General features: G+C 58.6%; 15 protein-coding genes. 7 read left to right on the top strand and 8 right to left on the bottom strand.

The window, feature by feature from the left end; translation table 11 throughout:
• Window positions 1-11 precede the first annotated feature (11 nt).
• From CWE01_RS31885 to CWE01_RS33465, 5 genes are all read left to right on the top strand, one after another.
• Entirely contained in the window at window positions 12-1,010 is a 999-nt protein-coding gene (locus CWE01_RS31885) for a glucosyltransferase domain-containing protein (RefSeq protein ID WP_100944526.1), read from the top strand.
• A gap of 134 nt (window positions 1,011-1,144) precedes the next feature.
• Window positions 1,145-1,492: a hypothetical protein gene (locus CWE01_RS31880; protein ID WP_157815312.1), complete on the top strand. Its 348-nt coding sequence runs from the start codon at window positions 1,145-1,147 to the stop codon at window positions 1,490-1,492.
• A gap of 26 nt (window positions 1,493-1,518) precedes the next feature.
• A complete protein-coding gene (locus CWE01_RS31875) occupies window positions 1,519-3,084 on the top strand; it encodes a glycosyltransferase family 39 protein (protein WP_100944524.1) in 1,566 nt (521 codons plus the stop codon).
• A 362-nt stretch (window positions 3,085-3,446) separates the two neighbouring features.
• Window positions 3,447-3,809, top strand: a complete 363-nt coding sequence (locus CWE01_RS34465; RefSeq protein ID WP_371917170.1) for a GtrA family protein — start codon at window positions 3,447-3,449, stop codon at window positions 3,807-3,809.
• A 74-nt stretch (window positions 3,810-3,883) separates the two neighbouring features.
• Window positions 3,884-4,633, top strand: a complete 750-nt coding sequence (locus tag CWE01_RS33465; protein ID WP_157815311.1) for a hypothetical protein — start codon at window positions 3,884-3,886, stop codon at window positions 4,631-4,633.
• 196 nt (window positions 4,634-4,829) lie between these two features.
• Here CWE01_RS33465 and CWE01_RS31865 read toward each other — a convergent pair whose 3' ends face one another.
• The 3 genes from CWE01_RS31865 to CWE01_RS31855 all read right to left on the bottom strand — a co-directional run bounded on the left by CWE01_RS31865 (window position 4,830) and on the right by CWE01_RS31855 (window position 9,966).
• Window positions 4,830-6,449 (bottom strand): FMN-binding glutamate synthase family protein, encoded by a 1,620-nt coding sequence (locus CWE01_RS31865; RefSeq protein WP_100944523.1) that lies wholly within the window; start codon window positions 6,447-6,449, stop codon window positions 4,830-4,832.
• 88 nt (window positions 6,450-6,537) lie between these two features.
• Entirely contained in the window at window positions 6,538-8,769 is a 2,232-nt protein-coding gene (locus CWE01_RS31860; RefSeq protein ID WP_256579439.1) for a glycoside hydrolase family 3 N-terminal domain-containing protein, read from the bottom strand.
• A gap of 396 nt (window positions 8,770-9,165) precedes the next feature.
• Window positions 9,166-9,966 (bottom strand): LuxR C-terminal-related transcriptional regulator, encoded by an 801-nt coding sequence (locus CWE01_RS31855; RefSeq protein WP_100944521.1) that lies wholly within the window; start codon window positions 9,964-9,966, stop codon window positions 9,166-9,168.
• Between the two features lie 152 nt (window positions 9,967-10,118).
• Here CWE01_RS31855 and CWE01_RS31850 point away from each other — a divergent pair, with 152 nt between their 5' ends.
• The gene (locus CWE01_RS31850) at window positions 10,119-10,940 is read left to right on the top strand and encodes a carbon-nitrogen hydrolase family protein (protein ID WP_100944520.1); all 822 of its coding nucleotides are present in this window, start codon (window positions 10,119-10,121) and stop codon (window positions 10,938-10,940) included.
• Window positions 10,941-11,060: 120 nt separating this feature from the next.
• Window positions 11,061-12,386 (top strand): APC family permease, encoded by a 1,326-nt coding sequence (locus tag CWE01_RS31845; protein WP_100944519.1) that lies wholly within the window; start codon window positions 11,061-11,063, stop codon window positions 12,384-12,386.
• A 37-nt stretch (window positions 12,387-12,423) separates the two neighbouring features.
• Here the strand turns inward: CWE01_RS31845 and CWE01_RS31840 are convergent, their stop codons facing one another.
• The 5 genes from CWE01_RS31840 to CWE01_RS31820 are packed head-to-tail and all read right to left on the bottom strand — an operon-like array spanning window position 12,424 to window position 20,780.
• The gene (locus CWE01_RS31840; RefSeq protein ID WP_100944518.1) at window positions 12,424-13,830 is read right to left on the bottom strand and encodes an ATP-binding protein; all 1,407 of its coding nucleotides are present in this window, start codon (window positions 13,828-13,830) and stop codon (window positions 12,424-12,426) included.
• The gene (locus tag CWE01_RS31835; RefSeq protein ID WP_100944517.1) at window positions 13,827-15,641 is read right to left on the bottom strand and encodes a DAHL domain-containing protein; all 1,815 of its coding nucleotides are present in this window, start codon (window positions 15,639-15,641) and stop codon (window positions 13,827-13,829) included. The genes CWE01_RS31840 and CWE01_RS31835 overlap by 4 nt, the downstream gene beginning before the upstream one ends.
• Window positions 15,638-16,609, bottom strand: coding sequence for a cytochrome c peroxidase (locus tag CWE01_RS31830; RefSeq protein WP_177410531.1), 972 nt, complete (start codon window positions 16,607-16,609; stop codon window positions 15,638-15,640). Before CWE01_RS31830 ends, CWE01_RS31835 begins: the two co-directional genes overlap by 4 nt.
• Window positions 16,610-16,647: 38 nt before the next feature.
• Window positions 16,648-18,522, bottom strand: a complete 1,875-nt coding sequence (locus tag CWE01_RS31825; RefSeq protein ID WP_100944516.1) for a bifunctional diguanylate cyclase/phosphodiesterase — start codon at window positions 18,520-18,522, stop codon at window positions 16,648-16,650.
• A complete protein-coding gene (locus CWE01_RS31820; protein WP_100944515.1) occupies window positions 18,519-20,780 on the bottom strand; it encodes a bifunctional diguanylate cyclase/phosphodiesterase in 2,262 nt (753 codons plus the stop codon). The genes CWE01_RS31825 and CWE01_RS31820 overlap by 4 nt, the downstream gene beginning before the upstream one ends.
• Between the last annotated feature and the right edge of the window lie 51 nt (window positions 20,781-20,831).

Below are 20,831 nucleotides of genomic sequence, written 5' to 3'. Positions count from 1 at the left end.
AGTGGTGGGCTATGAAATTTGATGTTCTGAAGAAGCAGCTGTCGCAAGGTGAAGCGGTAGTTTTTTACCTGATTGTCAGTTTTTTATATGTGCTCCCCTTTATATTGTCCGACTATCTCTATGTTGATGATGGTTGGCGTTCTGTATTTGCCAGGGCGGACTTTTCCGACGAGGGACGAGTTCTGACGGATATTCTGTATGGGCTATTATCGTTAAGTCATGCCGCGCCTAATATGTTTCCGTTAGCCCTCCTGCTGGCGATCACAGTATTGGCATTGGCTTTGGCCCGTCTCTCCAGGCATTATTTTACTGACTTGACATACAGCCGTTGTCTCGTCGTCTTGCCCTTGCTGTATTGTCCGTTCTTCCTGCAAAATCTGACTTATCAGTATGATGGGCCGTCAATGATACTCGGTATTGTTGCGAGCATCCTAGCGGTGACCTACCAAGAGCAGGTGTTCTGGAAACGAACGGCGATGCCGGCTTTACTGGTGGCTGTGCTCACGGCTTTCTATCAGCCTATGATCAACGTATTTGTGGGATTGTGTTGTATTGAGGTGTTCAGGTTGCTGGAGAGGGGCGAGCCTCTTGAGCGTATCTTCAGGGTAACAGGTGATAAACTGCTTCAGTTAGGGATTGGCGTCGTTATTTATTATGTAACGGCCTACCCTTTAATGGGCGATGAGCGTAAGACACTGATTAAGTTGGACGCCTCCGCGATCGCGGAAATCGGTTCGAGAATCATGTTGTTTTTCGACGGAACCCCGGAGACGTTCACCGGCGCAAGCTACGGGCTTGTTCTGTGCCTGTCAGGGGTGGCAGCAGTCGGCTATTGCTGGGTGGTTGTTGAAATGCTCAGATCTGATATTCGGGCTCGAGAAAAATTAATAAGAGCCTTATTGTACAGTGTGTTGCTGGGTGTGCTGGGTCTGTCCATTCACGGGATCATGCTCGTATTCGAACCTTTTAATTTGGGGGGCGGACACTGGTTGGGGCTTCGGTACTTCTGATGTTCTTGTTTTATCTAAGTGCTTCGGTGTTGGTGAGGTGTTATCCACAAGCCGGGGTTTTGCTAGCGGTGCCGTTGCTGTACATGTTGTCCTTTTCCTACGCCTATGGGCGGGTACTGATGATGAGGCAGGAGATGGAAAAGACAATTTCATTTAATCTGAGTTACGATGTTTTCAGCCGTGTGGAACTAAGAAAGGTCAAAAAATTTCACCTGCAGGATGACGATTCAGGTTGGGTGCCGGCCGCTCAAGGCACGCTGGCGGTAATGCCCGGTATTGACGATATCATGGGACTGGGTGCGGCAGTCAGTTTGGCGGCTCTTTTAAGAGTGGGTATGGATAATGTCGAGGATGCTGATGAGTCGTATCTCAGTAAAGATAAACTCGATGACTTCGGTATGCCGGTGGTGAATAATAAGTTCTATGATATTTATCTTGGTGGGGAAGAAGGACTTATCATGATGAAACAGATTAAGCCCTAGGCTGAACGTCCAGGAGTGCTGGCGTCATGAATGATATCCCATCAATTGCCGTGACGGTCCCGCGTTCACACGCCATCGGGTGGTGGATCTTCGCGATTGTTAGCGTGTCGACAGTGCTGCGTTTTTATCTGTTGACCAACGCCTCCATATGGTCCGATGAAGGTTTTACTCTGGAGTTGATTGCCTATCCGCTGGCTGATATCTGGACGTTAAGCGGACGCGATGTACATCCTCCGCTTTTTTATATGCTCCTGCATGGGCTGGTCGCACTGACCGACAGCAATGGGTTGGTGTGGACGAGAGGTTTCAGTGCCGTGCTTGGCGTCGTCAACGTCGGGCTCGGCATTTGGCTGGTGCGGGTGGTTTCAACACCGCGAGCGGCAATAACGGCGGGCTTGTTGCTGGCGTTGTTACCTATCGCGGTTCGCTACAGCCAGGATGTCCGCATGTATGCGCTGATGGGGGGCGAACTGACGGGCGCCACCCTTGCGCTGGTGTATTGGGTGCTCAAACCGCAAAAAAGTAGCTACCTGGTGATGTATGTTTTATTGATGGTGAGTGGACTTTATACCCATTATTTTTCGATTTTCTGCGCGCTTTCCCATTGGTTGTACCTGCTGTTGATCCGGCTGCCGGCTTATGGGCGGCATCGAGGCATAGAACGGCCCCAGTGGTGGCTGGCGAACGGGGTGATTGCCCTGCTTTACTTGCCCTGGTTGTCAAGTGCTTTTACCCAGTTGAACACCTTTGGCGTGGGCTGGATTCAGCCCGTTTCCGGTTATAGCTTGCCATCAGCGATATGGAAATTCTTGATCGTTAACGATGGGCGTGGCTGCAATGCGTTTATTTACTGGCTGGTGCCGATCGTGTATGGGGTGACTGGAGGTATCGTGTTGTGGCAAGACCGCAGCCGGTACGCAGTGCAAACCCTGATTGTTATCTGCAGTTTTTTGACCGTGATGGTCGTTTTTTTATTCTCTTTCTATATTCCTGTGTTTGTAGAGCGATATTTGTTTTTTTCTGCGGTGATGATGCCCCTTCTTGTGGCGATAGCACTGGATAAGCTGCGTAATAGATGGGGGTTTGTCATGGCGGTGGGCGTATTGTCAGCGGTAGAGGTTTTTGGCTTGAGCCATGTTTATAGTCAACAGCATACAATGAACAACCCTTACCGGATGGCTGACGATAGGCTGGCTGAGTTGATGGAGGATTTTAACGTCAAGTCAATGAGCGGTGATGTATTGGTGGTGAGCGATGCCTATCTCTTTTACGCTGGGCATTTTTACAACGATAAACACCGGAAGCTGCTGTTGCACTTTTCGTCGTCATCAGGCCATCGGCCCATCGCGTCAGGCTTTTCTGCCCCGATGATGAAATATGGCGATGACACTTATGTTGAGTCTCTCGATCGTCTTGAAACGGCAACAGGTCGAGTATGGTGGCTGGACTACGTCTATAAAAAGCCGGGGGACGAGGTTGATCTTCCCCGTCGCTGGCATTCGATCACGCAAACAGTGATGGGCGATAATGTTCTGGGGTTGTATGAGATCTGTGGGAGTGTGCCAGGCGATAACCCCGTCAGGTGTGAATAAAGGCGCCTGGCCCTTGGCGGCCAGGCGCTTTTACTCTCTTTGCGCGACGGCCATTTCATTGGGCTCGAAACTATCCGCCCGCACCATCTCATTCCGGGACCGAACACCCAGGTCTCTCAACAACGCTGTCTGCTGTCAGAAATAACAGGTGTGTCCGTGTCGCAAGAGACGGCCGGGCGCCTGGGGCGGGCAGGGCAGCCGCAGGTGAAAAAACTCGTCTGTACCTGTCAATTCTGACAGTAGACAGACCTGTCGACGCGGTCTAGTGTTGAAACCTCACCACGCTGGTGTTTCGCTGTACGTGGAAGCGCCCCCCAGTCGGTATCGGGCGGGTATTTCTTTCTGGCTGCGGAATCCAGGACATGGCCGTGTGTGTATTACTCAAGCGCTTTTCGACCTGCGTTTATATTGGCGTTCTTAATACCCTGATCCATGGGAGTATTTTCCTGACGGTGCACGGTGTCATATCGGTTCGTCAGTCCGTCAGTAATATCTGTGCTTTTGCCGTGGCGGCCACGTTTTCCTTTTATGCCAACTCGCGATATACCCTCAAGCGAACTGCAATGTCGGCGGCGGGATCTCATTGTTCGCGCTGCTGTATGCCGGGTACAGGGTGGTCGATAAACTGTTATTTGGTAACGAAGTACGGGGTATTCATCGTTGATGACGGCCATGTTGTTTCTAGGCGGGATGCAACTGAAGAGCTGGATGGATTGCCATGCTGAGAGGGCTGGGCGATTAGGGTTAGAGGAGGTGAGGTTGTGTTATTTATGAGTCGTCGGGATAAAGAGTATTTGGTTTGTTAAATGATATTGAAAGCAAATGGGAGAGTAGGGTAATGAACATAGATATGGCAAATAAAGAGCTGGAGAATAAAGAGATAAAAGGGTTGTTAACTATAAAGAGGCTAGAGGGGAAGGTGCATATAGAGACAGCGCTTGCTGGGACAAGGCCGGTAAGTGTGAATGTCACTGATAATATATTGTTTTTAGAATCTTTTAGAGTTACAAAAGCAGAGGTGGCTAGTATCAATAGTTGGGGGGGTGGTCGTGGTGGGGCAGCAGTATGGTTTGGGTATAAGAGGGTAGATAATGCAGATAGCCTACTGGTATATATGCCTGGTATATCTGCTTCAGATGAAGAAATAAAAGCTGCTGTTGAAAGGCTGATATCGGTGCCTGCAAATGTTGTAGTCGCTGTAAATTCATGGGAAACTGCTTTGGGTGTTTATAAAGCTAATCCAGAAAGAATAATGTTTCATTCTGGGTTTGAAGACGAAGCTCCCTATCGCTACAATATGGATAGTGGTTTGCTGGAAAGATATATAAGTAGTGTGGCTTCGATTCATAAAACTCAGTTGTCAGAGCTGCTTGCATATTTTCAAACTGTAAATGCACACATGTTTGGATTAGGCCTTTCAAGCAGTGAGATGGTCGTACGATTAGAGGGGGCGATATCAGGAGATCCTGCGGAAATTAAGGATAATATTTCTAGGATGACATTGGTGCCAGTGGGGAGAATTACATTGCAGATCATTACCCTGAAGTAGTAAATATAAATATTATATATTTAAAATTCGGGTTTTGAGCTTGGTTGGCAGTGTTGGATGTTATGGTTGATAATAGAAAAAAAAGGGGGCAGCGCAAATATGCGTTGCTTCCCTTTATGTTCTAGCTAAGTTGCTGGCATTTGTATCGAAGCAGCGACGCCGTCTTGCGACATCGGTCAACAGGAGCCTTGTCTGATTAAGCCGCCGAGACTTCATGCGGTTCGAAGCTATCGGCCCGCGCCATCTGCCACATACGTGAATAGAACTCGCCGTTCACCTCTCCAGTGAGCAATTCACCCGGCTTGAGGAACACATGCAGCTGCGAGAACAACTTGATCTCGGTCGCCGACATCCGCCGGACCAGATGCTTGGCCTCCAGTTGCGCCGGATGCTCCAGCCCCGCCGCCGCAAGCATTTCGGCCAGCGCCTTCAAGGTATTGCGATGGAAGTTGAACACCCGCTGGGCTTTATCCGGCACCACCAGGGCGCGTTGGCGCAAGGTGTCCTGGGTCGCCACACCGGTCGGGCACTTGTTGGTGTGGCAGCTCTGCGACTGGATGCAGCCGATGGCGAACATGAAACCCCGCGCCGAGTTGGCCCAGTCGGCACCGATGGCCAGCACGCTGGCGATATCGAAGGCACTGACGATCTTGCCACTGGCGCCGAGCTTGATCTTGTCCCGCAGGTTCAAGCCCACCAGGGTGTTGTGGACGAACAGCAGGCCGTCGCGCATCGGTACGCCGATATGGTCGGTGAACTCCACCGGTGCCGCGCCGGTACCGCCTTCCTTGCCGTCGACGACGATAAAGTCCGGAAGGATGCCGGTCTCCAGCATGGCCTTGGCAATGCCCATGAATTCCCACGGATGACCCAGGCAGAACTTGAAGCCCACCGGCTTGCCGCCGGACAGCTCACGCAACTGGGCGATGAAATGCATCATCTCGACCGGCGTGGAAAACGCACTGTGCCGTGATGGCGATACACAGTCTTCGCCCATCATGATGCCGCGGGTTTCGGCGATCTCCTTGGTCACCTTGTGCTTGGGCAGGATGCCGCCATGGCCGGGCTTGGCGCCCTGGCTCATCTTGATTTCGATCATCCGTACCTGCGGGGTCTGCGCCTGGGCGGCGAAGCGTTCCGGATCGAAACGGCCGTCCGCGGTGCGGCAGCCGAAATAACCGCTGCCCAGTTCCCAGGTCAGGTCGCCGCCGTTCTCTCTGTGGTAGGGGCTGATGCTGCCTTCACCGGTGTCGTGGGCAAAGTTGCCGAGCTTGGCGCCCTGGTTCAGGGCGCGAATCGCGTTGGCGCTCAGGGAGCCGAAGCTCATGGCCGAGATGTTGAACACCGAGGCCGAGTACGGTTGCTTGCACTGCGGACCGCCGACGATCACGCGAAAGCTGCTCGGATCGCTCAGCGGTGCCGGGCGCATGGAGTGGCCGATAAATTCGAAACCGCCCTGGTACACGTCGATCAGGGTACCGAAGGGCTTGTCGGCGCTTTCGTTCTTGGCCCGCGAATACACCAGCGAGCGCTGGGACCGGGAGAAGGGCAGGGCATCACTGTCGGATTCCAGCAGGTACTGGCGGATCTCCGGGCGAATGCCTTCCACCAGATAACGGATATTGCCCAGGATCGGGTAGTTGCGGCGTACCGCGTGGGGACTTTGCAGCAGGTCAAACAGGCCCAGCAGGCTCAAGCAGCCGGTCAGCAGGGTGAACGGCCACAGCCAGTCATGCGCGAGGAATGGCAAGCTGGCGAGGGTGAAGATCACACAACCGGCAAAGAAGGCGTAGCGGCTCAGAAGGGACAGGCTCATACGGTTTCCTTTGGTTCGGACTCGTCGGGAGGTCGGGTATTCTGCGCCTCTCGGGAAAACGATACAAAGTGTGTAGCCGAAATCCTTGTCACTCGTAGGGTGGGTTTTCCGGTGTGCGTAACATGCGCGGTATCGCCGAGCCGAGCCCTTTGACCCGCGCGGTGTTGGTTATCTCGAAGCTTGCCTGATTGTCCGTGGCCGAACTGCCACCGACAAAGACGGTAAAGGTGCCGGGTTCTACCCGCCGTAAAAAGTACTGGTCGAGGAAGGCAAAGTCGTCCTGATCCAGCAAGAAACTCACCGTTCGGGCTTCGCCGGGCGCCAGCCTGACTCGGGTAAAGCCGCGCAGTAGCCTTACCGGACGTGTCACGCTGGCGACGTTGTCATGCAAATACAATTGCACGATCTCTTCGCCCTCTCGTTGACCGGTGTTGTGAACCGTCACTTGCACCTTCAGCGTGTCGGTGGCGGCTAGTTGCGTGGCACTGAGTATTGGCGGGTCGTAGGTGAACGTGGTGTAGCTCAGCCCATGGCCGAACGGGTAAAGCGGTGTCCCGGACAGGTCAATATAGGCTTCGTCTTTCTTCGAGGGTTGCCCAGTATTCTTCTGGTTGTAGTAGAGGGGAACCTGTCCTGCCGAACGTGGAAAGGTAATAGGCAGTTTACCGCTGGGATTGACGTCCCCGAACAGGACATCGGCCACGGCATTGCCCATTTCGGAGCCGAGAAACCAGGACTCTAGAATCGCCGGGACCTGTTCGGCCATCCGTGGAATGGTCAACGGGCGTCCGTTCATGAGAATGACCACCAGGGGCTTGCCGGTTTCAACCAGTCGGGCCAGCAGGGCATCCTGAGCCCCAGGCAAACCCAGGGAGGATCGACTGTGCGCTTCTCCGCTCATGTTCGCGCGCTCGCCGAGCACTGCAACGACCACATCGGCATCAAGGGCCGCTTGGTGTGCCTTGTCGACTTCCGAGAGGTCGAGGTCATCGGGTGAGGCTCCCGGGATGTAGACCACTTGCGTGGCGGACGAAACCGCGCCTTTGATACCTTGCAGAACGCTGATCGCTTCTTCGGCGCGCCCGTCGCCAGACCAGGAACCCAAGGTCGAGAGTTGGTCGTCAGCGAGTGCGCCCACCACCAGGAGTTTTGGCAGGTCCTTGTGCAAAGGCAGCAAGGCCCCGTTGTTTTTCAACAGCACCATGGATTTCTGTGCGGCCTCCCTGGCCAGGGCGCGTGACTGGGGTGTCAGTAGATTGGTTTTTTCACGGGCCGCATCGCTGTAGCGATAGGGGGCGTCGAATAGCCCAAGTCGTTGCTTGGCCTCGAGTACGCGGCGTACAGCGGCATCCAACGCGTTCTGTGAAAGTTGGCCACTGCGTACCAGCTCCGGCAATTCCTGAGCGTAGAGGCCACTGACCATATCAATATCCACTGTGGCGCCGAAGGCGAGTTTGACCGCTTCCGTCGGCGTGGCGGCGACACCATGCTGCATCAGTTCCCGCACGCTGCCGAAGTCGCTGATGATGAGGCCACGAAAGCCCCACTGCTCACGAAGTTTCTCCTTGAGCAATGGATCATTGGCGTGCATGGGGACACCGTCCAGTTCGTTGTAGGCGGGCATGACGGCATCCACTCCGGCTTGCACGGCGGCACGAAACGGCGGGAGGTAGGTTTCGAGCAGCGTACGTTCCGAGAGATCGCTGGTGTTGTAGTCTCGTCCCCCTTCGGGGGCACCGTAGCCGACAAAGTGCTTGGCGGTGGTCAGCAGCGTGGAAACATCAGGCGCCCCCTGGCCATGAAAGCCGCGTACACGTGCCACGGCGAGCGCGGAACCCAGGAAGGGGTCTTCGCCGGCCCCTTCCACCACACGTCCCCAGCGTGGGTCACGGGTAATATCGACCATGGGGGCATAGGTCAAGTGTACGCCGCTGGCACTGGCCTCAACGGCGGCGGCCCGGGTGGTGCGTTGTGTCAGGTCCGGGTCCCAGGCCGACGCTTCGGCCAGCGGGACGGGAAAAATCGTACGAAAACCATGGATGACATCGGTTGTGAACAACAGGGGGATATGCAGGCGGGATTCTTCCACGGCAATTTGTTGCAAGTGGCGCGTGTCCCGCACCCCAGCGGCACCAAGAAGGGAGCCAACCCCCGAGTGGCGTATGACGTCCTCTCCGCCGTTTGCCACCACCGGTCCGGAGGGGGACTTTTGCACGATCAGTTGGGTGAGTTGCCCGGCTTTTTCTTCGAGTGTCATCCGGGCCAGTAGTTGCTCGATCTGTTGTGCTTTGTCGGTCAGTGAGTCGGCGTGCACGCTCACACAGGTCTCCAGGGTTGCAGTGGCCAACAGGGCCGCAACAAGGTGCGTGACCAAGATACGACGCAAGAGGCCCATGGGCTCAAACCTTGCCGTCGGGTATTGCAAATCTCGGGAGTGCGCGGTGTGCAAACATGGTTACCTGCCAAAAGTGCTCAGTGGAAACGCAAGCGTCAACGCTCGAATTCACTGGGGCACCTGTCCGTGGCGGGGACCGTTCCCATGGGGATCGGTCCTTGCGTCTTTTTCTTTCGTACAGGCGGGCAGTCGGCGTACAGCAACTCCATCAACTCGTGAGGGAATTGTTCGATCAGGGCAAGTTGGCTGTCTACTGTCAGAAATGACAGGTGTTGATCATTTCTGACCGGCGGTTATCCCGTCATTGAGCTGTGCGATGGCTCAAGCTCTTTGGGCCTGCAGGAAAATCGAGAACAGCTCCGACTGGGATTTGATCCCCAACTTGCTGTACATGTGCTTCTTGTGGACCTTCACGGTCTCGATGGAAATCTCCAGCTTGCGGGCGATTTCCTTGCTTGAGCAACCGCTGAGCATCAATCGCCCGACGTCCAGTTCACGGGCGGTCAACTGTGCACCCTTGAGCTGTTGCACCGAGGCTTCCAACTGCGTGCGCCAATCACCTTGCCCGGCGCTGCTCGGCTGGGCCACGGCTTCGTGGACTTCATAGGGCAGGCGTTGACGCAGCAGCGCCAGCACCCACGGCTGGATCAGCGAAAGCAGGGCGATCTGTTCGGCACTGAAGGGCGTGGTGGAGCCCAGCGACAGGCACAGGGTGCGGTCGCCATCGAGCTGGCAGTTGAACTGGATTTCATCGGCCACCACGTTCAGGCGGAAGTAGCGCTGGTAGTACTCGGTCAGCTCGAAATGCTCCGGTGCGACCTCCGGCAGGCGGTACAGGCCGGTGCGTTGCTGTTCGCGGCTGGCGATGTAGAAGGGGTCGAGCAGGTACAGGCCACGCAGGTAATCCTGGAACAACTGATCCGGGCCGCCGTCCTCGCCCGGGCATTCGGCGAACACTTCCGGGTGCCGGCCGTTGCTGAACAGCAGTACCACCCAGCTGTCGAAGGTCACGTACTGGTCGAGCAGGCGCACCAGTTGCGTCCAGAAATTCGGCCGGTCGAGGGCCTCGATCATTTGCCCCATCGCCCGGTGCCAGGCGATGTCGTCCAGGATCAGTGTCATTCGTCTACCCCTATCAGGTTACCCCGGCCGCGTGATTCCCACGGCCCGCCCCCGGTGCGCATACTGAACCCACACACAATGGCCGGGCACTCATTCTGCCAGCTCGGCGCCGTCATTGAGCCTGGCCGGCTATCGAAAACAAGGAAAAATCCATGAAGGTCGAATTTGCCCAGCTTGCGGGCCGGGACAACGATACCGCCTACAACCTCGGGCGGGCACTGGCGGCGATTGCGGCCTGCGCCGCCGATACGCAGCTGATCGTATTCCCGGAAACCCACCTGATGGGCTTTCCGTCCGCCGAGACCGTGGCCGCTGTCGCCGAGCCGCTGGATGGCCCGACCGTGCAGGCCGTGCAGCAGGCTGCTCGGGAACGCAACCTGGCGGTGGTGATTGGCGTCGCCGAAAACGACGCCGGGCAGTTCTACAACAGCACCTTGCTGATCACCCCGGAAGGCATTGCCCTGCGCTATCGCAAGACCCATCTGTGGGCCTCGGATCGTGGCGTGTTCACTGCCGGCGACCGCTATGTCACCGCTGAGTGGAACGGCATCCGCGTCGGCCTGCTGATCTGCTACGACATCGAGTTCCCGGAAACCGCCCGGGCCCTGGCGCAGCTGGGCGCCGAGTTGTTGATCGTCACCAACGGCAACATGGACCCCTACGGCCCGACCCACCGCACCGCGATCATGGCCCGCGCCCAGGAAAACCAGGCGTTCGCGCTGATGGTCAACCGGGTCGAGGAGGGCGACGGCGGCTTGCTGTTCGCCGGGGGCAGTGCGCTGGTGGATCCGTTCGGCAGCCTGCTGTTCGAAGCCGGGCGTGAGGAAGGGCAGTTCACGGTAAAGCTGGACCTGAGCCAGCTGGCGGCGGCGCGGCGTGATTACCGTTATCTGGATGACCAGCGCCTGCGGTTGCCGGGCGAGGTGATCGGGCACGCCAACGGGGTACGGGAGTTGCTGATTCCCAAGGATTGACCGGGGCCCGCGGCGGCGGGCTGCCGATGGTTTTTTCAAAACAAGAATTTCGTAGTACCGCTCCAACCTTGCCGAACTCGGCTCTGCCATAAATCCAATAACATTCGGAGTAGTCGCCTCATGGCTCGTTTGCAACGCACCCTTTCGCTGGGGTCGGTGGTGCTGTTCGGCATCGCCTATATGACGCCGATCATTGTCCTCGGCACTTTCGGCATTCTTGCCCAGTCCACGGCCGGCATGGTTCCGGCCGCCTATCTCGCCGCGCTGGTGGCGATGTTCTTCACCGCCATGAGCTACGGGCGCATGGCCGCCGCCTTTCCGGTGGCCGGCTCGGCCTACAGCTATGTGCGCAAGGCCATCAGCCCCAAGCTGGGCTTTATTGCCGGCTGGGCGGTGTTGCTCGATTACCTGTTCCTGCCCATGGCGATCTGGCTGATCGGCGCGGCGTACCTCAACTCGGCATTCCCCTCGGTGCCGCAAGCGGTCTGGGTACTGGCCTTTATCGGCATCACCAGCGTGATCAATATCGTCGGCCTGCGCCTGGCCAACGGTATCAACGCCTTGCTGATGCTGGTGCAGTTCCTGGTGCTGGTGGCCTTTGTCGCCCTGGCGATCCACTACATCGGCGGTGACGCCAGCAAGCCGTTGTGGACCATCGCACCCTTTATCAGCGGCGATATGCAGATGCCCCTGATCATGAGCGGCGCGGCGATTGCCTGCTATTCGTTCCTGGGCTTCGATGCGGTGAGTACCCTGACCGAAGAAACCCGCGATCCGCGCCGGACCATTCCGCGGGCGATCATGCTGATCACCCTGATCGGCGGCCTGATCTTCGTGGGGGTGTCGTACTTCGTGCAGCTGGCCCATCCGTCGTTCGTGTTCGACAACGTTGATTCGGCCGCCTATGAAATCGCCCGCAATATCGGTGGCGACCTGTTTGTGACGATCTTCCTGATCGGCCTGATCGTCGGTCAGTTCGCCTCGGGTCTGTCGGCCCAGGCCAGCGGTTCGCGCCTGCTGTATGCGATGGGGCGCGACGGAGTGTTGCCGAAGTCGTTCTTCGGCACCTTGCATGAGCGTTTCGGCACGCCGGTCAACAGCATCCTGCTGTGTGCGGTGGTGGCCTTGCTGGCACTGAAGCTCGACGTGACCACCTCCACCTCGTTCATCAACTTCGGCGCGTTCCTGGCCTTCAGCCTGGTGAACCTGTCGGTGATTTTCCACTACTGGATCGGTGGCGAGAAACGTGGACCGCGTGAGCTGCTGCTGTTCCTGGTATGCCCGCTGATCGGCCTGGTGGCGGATCTGTGGCTGATGATCAGCCTCGATCACCTGGCGATCTACCTGGGCCTGAGCTGGCTGGCGGTCGGCCTGGTGTACCTGGGGTTCCTGACCGGTGGTTTCCGCAAGCAGCCGCCGGAAATGGATTTCCAGGAAGCAGCTTGAAACAATGGGGGAGCCGGCCAGCCGGCTCCCCCGTGGTTCAAGCCGCCTTGTTCTGGCGGATCGGCAATTCGATCCTGAACGTGGTGCCGACGCCCACTTCACTGCGCACGGTAATCTGTCCGGCATGCTTCTGCACGATGCCATAGGACAGCGACAAGCCCAGGCCCGTACCCTGGCCGATGGGCTTGGTGGTGAAGAACGGGTCGAAGATCTTCTGCACGGTCTCGGGCGCCATGCCCGAGCCGGTGTCGGCCACTTCCAGCCAGATCCGCTCACCGAGGCTGCCACCCCGCAGGGTGATGGTGCCGCGCTCCGGCCCCATGGCCTGGGCGGCATTGACCACCAGGTTCATGATCACCTGGTTGATCTGCGATGCCAGGCACTCGATCTCCGGCAGTGCCGCATAGTCCTTGACCACATCGGCCTTGTACTTGAGCTCGTTGGCGACAATGTTCAGGGTCGACTCGATGCCCAGTTGCAGATTGCTCCATTGCCACTCCTGATTCGAATCAACCCGGGAGAAGTTCTTCAGGTCCTTGACGATCTGCCCGACCCGGCCGATGCCTTCCTTGGATTCCTTGATCAGCAACGGAATATCTTCTTCGAGGAAATCCAGTTCGACCCGTTCGCGCAGGTCCTTCAAGCGTGCCCGCAACTCGACCGCGGCGATCCCTTCCTCGGCGTTCTGATAGGCCTGGAGCATTTCCAGCAACTTGCCGAAATAGCCCTCCAGGGTCCCCAGGTTCGAGGAAATGAAGCCGATGGGGTTGTTGATCTCATGGGCGACACCGGCAGCCAGTTGGCCGAGGGAGGCGAGTTTCTCCGATTGCACAAGCTGTCCTTCCAACTGCTTGCGCTCGTCGATCTCGTGCTGCAAGGCCAGGCTGGTCTGTTTGAGCGCCAGGGTCCGTTGCTCGACCAACTCTTCCAGCCGGTGCATCTGCAGGTTGGCGCGCTCGGTCATTTCCCATTTGTTGGTCAGGGTGTTGGCCAATTGCTGGACTTCGATATTGTCGAAGGGCTTTTTCAGGATCACCAGCCGGTCGTGACCGTGCAGGCGCTCCAGCAGTTCGTCCCAGGAATAGTCGGTATAAGCGGTGCAGACCACCACTTGCAGGTTGGGGTCGACCTGCCACAGGTGCTCGATGGTTTCGGCACCGTCCCAGCCCTGGGGCATTCGCATGTCGACGAAGGCCAGGGCGTAAGGCTGCCCACAGGCCACCGCCTGTTCGACCTTTTGCAGACCTTCCTGTCCTTGATAGGCCGAGTCGAGCTCGAACGGCAGGACGCTGCTGGTCTTGATCTCCTGGCCGAACAGCGCGGCTTCCATCAGGTCCAGGTCCGGCGACTCGTCGACAAGGGGGGTGAGAATCTTGCGAAAGTCCTCGTGGATCGATGGGGTGTCATCGACCAGCAGGATACGGCGGTTGCGGAGTGTGTTCATACAGCCCCCACGGCGGTTTTCAAGGGCAATTCGAGGGTAAAGACGGCGCCTTTTCCGGGGCCGTCGCTGTGGGCGGTCAGGCGCCCTTTCATTTCAATCGCGGCCAGGGCGCAGCTGTGCAGGCCGAAGCCATGGCCGTCCTTGCGGGTGGTGAAACCATGGGCAAAGATCCGCGTCATGTTTTCCGGCAGGATGCCTTCGCCGGCGTCCTTGACGCTGATGCGCAAGGTGTTGTCTTCGATCGCCTTGACCAGCAGGGTGATCTCCCGCGGGCGGTCGGCGAGGTTGGCCATGGCCTGCTTGGCGTTGCTGATCAGGTTGATCAGGATCAGCAGCAAGCGGTGCTTGTCGGCCATCACCCGGGGCACGTCGTCGTATTCGCGGATCACCGTGACGTTGTGCCGGCTCAGGGCGCCGGAGTTCATGCGCAGGGCGTCCTCGAGCAGATCGCGGATGTGCAGCGGCTCCTCCATGCTCGAGACGCCGGCATAGGATTGCTGGGTCGAGACGATGTCCTTGATATGGTCGACGCTCTTGCTCAACTGGGTCAGTTCGTCGCTCATGCTCTGTTGTTCCGCGGCAATGGCCTCGACCAGCTGGTTGAGATACCCGGGTAATAGCTTGCCACGTTCGTCGCCGGTAATGAACTCGCCGAGATCGTGCTTGTGCTCGTTGATCATCGTCACCGCCTTGGCCAGGCCCTGGGCCTTGCTGCTGCGCAACTTGCGCGCCACCAGGTCGGCGGAGATGTTCACGCTGTTGAGCACATTGCCGACGTTGTGCAGCACGTTGGTGGCGATCTCGGCCATGCCGGCCAGGCGCGCGCTTTCCATCAGTTCGCTCTGGGCCTCGCGCAGGCTTTGGGTACGTCGCTCGACGCGTTGTTCAAGATCGGTGTTGGCGACTTGCAGGGCGTGGTTGACCCGGTTGATTTCGGCATAACTGCGGATCAGACGGCTGGCGAGGTACAGCAGCAGGACGAGCAGCAGGGCGGAAAAGATCAACAGGTACAAATGGTGGCGCTGGTTGATCTGGTCGGCCTGTTGCTGCTCCTGGTTCAGTTGGTCGGTGATGGCGTCCAGGCTTTCGGAGACCGGCACGGCGTCGATCTGTTCGATCAGTGAGTTGACCTTGGGTTGTTCGCGCAGGATCAGGTTGACGTGGTTGAGCAGGATTTGCACCGGCTCATTGAACGAGGGCGGCTGGCGTTGTGCGTCGATCATCACTTGATTGAGCCCCAGTTCGATAGTGTGGGCGCGCTCATCGGTGGTGGTCTGGGCGAATTCCAGGGTGCTGAGCAGCAGGTCGTAGATGTCGTTGGACATGTCCTGGAGCATCAGTTTGTCCTGGTCCTGCAGCTCGCTGAGTTGGTGCTGGATATCGTCTTCGGCGGTCGGCAGGAAGGCCAGGGAGTTGCGCAGTATCGCGTTGCGGGATTTGAACTGTTCGACCAGCCGGGCTTTTTCGTCGAGCGCCTGGATCAGGGTGTCCCGGCGGTCCTTCCAGGCGTCGGCGGCTTTATGTTCCTGGCCGGGATCGATCGGGGTGAACGTCTGCAAGAGTTGGTGCATTTCCTGCGGAGGCTTGACCAACGGGTCGTAGTTGCGGGTCACCGCGATCCTGGCCTTGAGGATTTCGGTGTCCCATTGTGCATCCAGCTGTTTGACCCGGTTGATCAGGTCACGGCAACGGGCATAGTCCAGGGTCGCGTCGGTGTCGGCCATGAGGTATAGAAGCCCCAGCATCGCCACGAGCAGAACGGCCAGGCGCGGCAGGAGGACCCGGTTCAGGAAGCCGCTGGTCTGAGTCATAGCGGTTTGCCTCCCAGTTCGCCGGTCAGGGTCTTGAGAAACAGCACGATCAGGCGGATGTCCTCGGTGGAAGGGACACGTCCCAGTTGATAGGTGAACATGACGTGGACGGCGTCGTCCAGGGTCTTGGCCGAGGCATCGTGAAAGTACGGTGCGGTGAGCGCGACATTGCGCAGGCTGGGAACCTTGAACACGTTGCGGTCGTCTTCGTCCCCGGTCACCAGGAAACGTCCCAGGTCGGCCTCGGTGGGATTGCCCCGGGCCTTGAAGTAGTCGCCCATCACGCCGAACTTCTGAAACATGTTGCCGCCGACATTGATTCCTTGATGGCAGGCGATGCAGCCGTAGTCCTTGAAGCGCTGGTAACCGTATTTTTCGTCGAGGGTCAGGATGTCGGTGTTGCCCTTGAGGTATTGGTCGAAGCGCGAGTTGGGGGTCAGCAGGCTGCGCTCGTAGCTGGCCAGGGCATTCTGCACGTTGGCGATGGTCACGCCATCCTTATACGCCTCGCTGAAGGCCTCTTTGTAACTCTGGGTCTGGTTGAGGGTCTCGACCACGTGGGGCCAGGTGTTGCCCATTTCTATCGGGCTTTTCACCACGTCCTCGATCTGCGCCTCCAGGGTCTCGGCGCGACCGTTCCAGAACTGCTTGAAGTTCAGCGCCGCGTTGAACACGGTCGGGGTGTTGATGCCCAGGGTGCCGCCCTGGAAACCGATGGAAAAGGGTTTATCGTCCGCCCCGCCTTGCTCCAGGTGATGGCAACTGGCGCAGGAGGTGGTGTTGTTGATCGACAGTTGCTTTTCATTGAACAACTGGCGCCCCAGCTCGACTTTGCGCGGATCCTGCACCGGGATATCCGGCAATGGCTTGAGCGGTTCGTCCAGCGGCGCGGCGACCAGAGGTGTGCTGAGCAACATCCCGCAGCAGGCGAGCGATCTCGCCAGCAACGACAGCGGTGCGCGAGGCATCATGAGCATGTCCTTGGCAAAAGAGGCGGGTTCCGGGATCAGGTCTGTGCCGGTCGTTCGAAGCGCTTGTCCTGCAACAGGTTCAGGAACGTCCCGGCTTCGACCGCCTTGCTGAAGTAGTAACCCTGGCCTTCCTCGCAGTCATGGGCCTTGAGGAAGGACAACTGATCCTGGGTTTCCACGCCCTCGGCGATGACGTTCAGGTGCAGGCTCTTGCCCAGGCTGATGATCGCGCTCACCAGCGCGGCGTCGTTGCTGTCGCCATTGAGGTCGCGGACGAACGACTGGTCGATCTTCAGTACATCGATGGGGAAACGTTGCAGGTAGCTGAGGCTCGAATAACCGGTGCCGAAGTCATCGATGGCCAGGCGGATACCCAGGGCCTTGATGGCTTTCAGGGTTTCAATGGTGTGGTCGACATTCTGCATCAACACGCTTTCGGTGATTTCCAGTTCCAGCCGGGTTGGCTCCATGCCGGTTTCTTCCAGCACCTGGCGGATGCTGTCGAGGAAATCGCGCTGGCGGAAGTCCATTGCCGAGATATTCAGCGACAGGATCAGCCCTGAGTGGGTCTGATCCTGCCAGGCCCGACCTTGCAGGCAGACCTGGCGCAACACCCAATGGCTCAGTTGGACGATCAGGCCACTGTCTTCGGCCACCGCGATGAAATCCGCGGGGTAGAGCAGGCCGCGTTCGGGATGCTGCCAGCGGATCAGCGCCTCGGCACCGACCACCTTGCCGGTCTTGAGGTCCAGCTTGGGTTGGTAGTGCAGCACGAACTCGTTACGCTCCAGGGCCACGCGGATACCGGACTCGATGGATTGATGCTCGCGGGCTCGCAGGTTCAGGTCCTCGATGAAAAAGCCGAAGTTGTTGGCGCCCTGTTCCTTGATGTTGCGCATGGCGGCTTCGGCTTTCTTGATCAGCACCAGCGGCTCCTCGCCGTCGCCGGGATAGAGGCTGATCCCCATGCTCGCGGTGACCCGCAGACGGTGCCCGGCGATTTCATGGGGCGTATTGAGTGCCGCGAGCACCTTCTCGGCGGTGCCACGGGTATGTTGCGGGTGGATGAACTCGGGCAGCACCAGGACAAACTCATCGGAACGGTAACGAAACACCGAGTCCGATTGGCGCAAGGCCGCCACCAGGCAGTCGGCGACATGCTTGAGCATTTCATCACCCGCCGGATAGCCCATGGCATTGTTGATGCGCTTGAACCGATCCAGCCCGATAAACATTACGGCAACCTGTTCGCTGTGCCGTTTGGCCAGGGCAATGGCCTGTCCCAGGCGGTCGCCGAGCAGGGTGCTGTTGGGCAGCTCGGTGAGCACATCGAATTGCAGCAGCCGGGAAACCTGCAGCAGTTCCTGGACCCGCTCCTCGATGGTTCGCTCCAGGTGGGTCATCTTCGAGGCGATGTCCCGCGCCAGCTGCCACTTCCAGGTCAGGGCACTGGCCATCTGGCGAATTTCCAGGGCATCGAAAGGCTTTTTCAGGATCAGCAGTTGGTCGCCGAAGGCAACGCGTTCGTCCATGGACTCCCAGGAGTAGTCCGAGTAGGCGGTGCACAGGGCGATTTGCAACTCCGGGTCGACGGCCCACAGTTGCTCGATGGTTTCCAGGCCGTCCCAGCCCGGCGGCATGCGCATGTCGAGAAAGGCCATGGCATAGGGTTTCTCGGCGGCCAAGGCCAGCTTCACCAGCTCCAGCGCCTCCTGCCCCTGGTAGGCCGAGTCGATCTCGAAGCTTTGGCGCTGCGGGCGAGTGGTGCCGAACAGCAGGTGCTCGGTGGTGTCCAGGCTCAGTTCATCCTCCTGTTCGGGCCCGAGGATCTTGCGAAAGTCCTGATGAATCGAGGCGGTGTCGTCGATGATCAGGATGCGCTTGTTGGCAGCGCCGGCTGCGCGATTCATAGGCGGATCTCTGACGTTGGACGGGGGGGGATATGGCCGGCGTGCAGCAGTTCGCTGGCACGCTGGCTGTCGACGGCCTTGCTGAAGTAATAGCCCTGGGCCGTCATCGGTGAACCGGTGGCCATCAATGAATGGCGCTGCTCCTGGGTTTCCACGCCTTCGGCGATGATGCCGATCCCCACTTCCCGGGCAAAGTTGATGATCGCCCGCAAGGTGGTGGCGCTTTCCACGTCCTGGCTCGCGTGGTTGATCAGCGACTGGGCCAGCTTCAGGTGGTTGACGCGGTAGGTCTTGAGGTAGTCGAAGGACGAGTAGTCGGTGCCGAAATCATCGATGGCGATCTTCACGCCGAGTTCGCGCAGCTTGGGCAGTACGTCGTTCTGGGTCCATTTGGTGTGGGCCAGGGTCGCTTCGGTGACGTCGAACTGCAGGTCCGCGGGCGACAGCCCCCATTTGCCGGTGGTCTCGAGCACATCGCGAATCAGTTCGCTGCCGCTTTTGAGCTGGGCCAGTGACAGGTTGATGGCGATTACCGGCGGTGCCATGCCGTCCTTGCGCCATTGGTGCATCTGCCGGCAGGCCTGCTCCAGTACCCAGCGCCCCAGGGCGACGATGGTGCCGGTCTTTTCCGCGGCGGGGATGAACTGGTCGGCGCCGAGTATGCCGCGCTCAGGGTGGTTCCAGCGCACCAGTGCCTCCATGCCGAGGATCTTGCCGCTGCCCAGGTCGACTTCCGGCAGGTAATGCAGCTCCAGTTCGTCCTGTTCGATGGCTTTTTTCAGGTCCTGGGTAATCGCGACCCGGTCGATGACTTCCTGGTTGATCTCCTCGGAATGGAAGTGGTACTGGTTGCGCCCGCTGTTCTTGGAGCGATACAGCGCCATATCGGCCTGGACCAGCATGCTGTCGGCGCTTTCGCTGTCCTGGGCATAGGTGCTGATGCCGACGCTGGCCGAAATCCGCACTTCATTGCCTTCCAACTGGTAAGGCTCCACCAGGGTCTTGAGTATCTTGCTCGCCAGGGCGCCGGATTGCGCGGGGTCGAGCATTTCCGTCTGCAGCACCGCGAACTCATCGCCGCCGAGGCGCGCCACCACATCGTTTTCCCGGGTGCAGGCCTGGATGCGTCGGGAGACTTCCTGCAGCAGCAGGTCGCCCACCGGATGCCCGAGGGTGTCGTTGATGTGCTTGAAGTGATCCAGGTCCAGGTAGAACACCGCGAACGGCGAGGCGCCACGCCGGGCAGCGGCAAAGCTCTGGTGCAGGCGCTCGATCAGGGTCGAGCGGTTGGCCAGCCCGGTGAGCCCGTCGGTGCGGGCGAGCAGGGCGATTTTCTCTTCGGCGAGCTTGTGTTCGGTGATGTCGATGATGATGCCTTCGACTTCCAGCAAACGCCCCTCCGGGTCGCGGACCGGCACGTAGCGGTTTTCCACCCAGCGCAACTGGCCGTCACCGGTACGCAGGCGAAACTCGATCGAGGCGCCCTCGGCGTCCTTGTCGAGGACCTTGGCCATGGCCGCGTCGACCTTTTCCTGGTCATCGGCGTGGATCAGCTCCGCGGCCCAGTCGGTCGAGGCCAGCAAGTCCTCGGCGACATGCCCGAACTTGGTGATGTTGTGGGAGATGTACATCAGCGGGAACGAAGGCTCGCCGCGCAGGCGATAGAGCAGGGTCGGGCTGTTCTGCACGATGATGTTGGCATCGGACAGCTCGCGGGTACGTTCTTCGACGGCCTGTTCGAGCTGGTCCATTTTCAGCGCGGCGTCTTCGGTCATCTGCCATTTGACGGTCAGGGCACTGGCCAGTTGGCGAATCTCGATGGCATCGAAAGGTTTTTTCAGGATCAGCAGGCGATCGCCCATTTCGACCCGTTCGTTCATCTCTTCCAGGGAGTAATCGGAATAGGCGGTGCACAGTGCGACTTGCAGCTTGGGATCGGCTTGCCAGAGCCGTTCGAGGGTTTGCAGGCCATCCCAGCCCGGCGGCATGCGCATGTCGATAAAGGCCATGGCGTAGGGTTGCCCTTGCAACAGGGCCTGTTCGACCTTGGCCAGGCCGTCCTGGCCCTGGAACGCCGAATCGAGTTCGAAACAATCGACCTTGCGGGCGATGGTGTCGCCGAACAAGGCTTGCTCAGCCATTTGCAAGTGGTCTTCGACTTCTTCCGGGCAGAGGGTCTTGCGAAAGTCTTCGTGGATCGACGGCGTGTCGTCGATGATCAGGATGCGACGATTGGCGCGCGCGGCCGGGATGCTCATCGCAAGGCTCCGGTCGCACTGACAGCGGGATGTACCGAGTTCATGCGGAGT

Origin of the sequence: Pseudomonas sp. QS1027 (genome assembly GCF_002814235.1) — a bacterium.
Classification (GTDB): domain Bacteria; phylum Pseudomonadota; class Gammaproteobacteria; order Pseudomonadales; family Pseudomonadaceae; genus Aquipseudomonas.
This window is presented reverse-complemented; position numbering and strand designations above follow the sequence as displayed.

What these genes read in the sequence shown, in the direction of transcription:
- CWE01_RS31885 (WP_100944526.1), top strand. Translation starts at nt 12, where the DNA reads ATGAAATTTGATGTTCTGAAGAAGCAGCTGTCGCAAGGTGAAGCGGTA.
- CWE01_RS31880 (WP_157815312.1), top strand. Translation starts at nt 1,145, where the DNA reads ATGGAAAAGACAATTTCATTTAATCTGAGTTACGATGTTTTCAGCCGT.
- CWE01_RS31875 (WP_100944524.1), top strand. Translation starts at nt 1,519, where the DNA reads ATGAATGATATCCCATCAATTGCCGTGACGGTCCCGCGTTCACACGCC.
- CWE01_RS34465 (WP_371917170.1), top strand. Translation starts at nt 3,447, where the DNA reads ATGGCCGTGTGTGTATTACTCAAGCGCTTTTCGACCTGCGTTTATATT.
- CWE01_RS31865 (WP_100944523.1), bottom strand. Translation starts at nt 6,449, where the DNA reads ATGAGCCTGTCCCTTCTGAGCCGCTACGCCTTCTTTGCCGGTTGTGTG.
- CWE01_RS31855 (WP_100944521.1), bottom strand. Translation starts at nt 9,966, where the DNA reads ATGACACTGATCCTGGACGACATCGCCTGGCACCGGGCGATGGGGCAA.
- CWE01_RS31850 (WP_100944520.1), top strand. Translation starts at nt 10,119, where the DNA reads ATGAAGGTCGAATTTGCCCAGCTTGCGGGCCGGGACAACGATACCGCC.
- CWE01_RS31845 (WP_100944519.1), top strand. Translation starts at nt 11,061, where the DNA reads ATGGCTCGTTTGCAACGCACCCTTTCGCTGGGGTCGGTGGTGCTGTTC.
- CWE01_RS31840 (WP_100944518.1), bottom strand. Translation starts at nt 13,830, where the DNA reads ATGAACACACTCCGCAACCGCCGTATCCTGCTGGTCGATGACACCCCA.
- CWE01_RS31835 (WP_100944517.1), bottom strand. Translation starts at nt 15,641, where the DNA reads ATGACTCAGACCAGCGGCTTCCTGAACCGGGTCCTCCTGCCGCGCCTG.
- CWE01_RS31830 (WP_177410531.1), bottom strand. Translation starts at nt 16,609, where the DNA reads ATGCCTCGCGCACCGCTGTCGTTGCTGGCGAGATCGCTCGCCTGCTGC.
- CWE01_RS31825 (WP_100944516.1), bottom strand. Translation starts at nt 18,522, where the DNA reads ATGAATCGCGCAGCCGGCGCTGCCAACAAGCGCATCCTGATCATCGAC.
- CWE01_RS31820 (WP_100944515.1), bottom strand. Translation starts at nt 20,780, where the DNA reads ATGAGCATCCCGGCCGCGCGCGCCAATCGTCGCATCCTGATCATCGAC.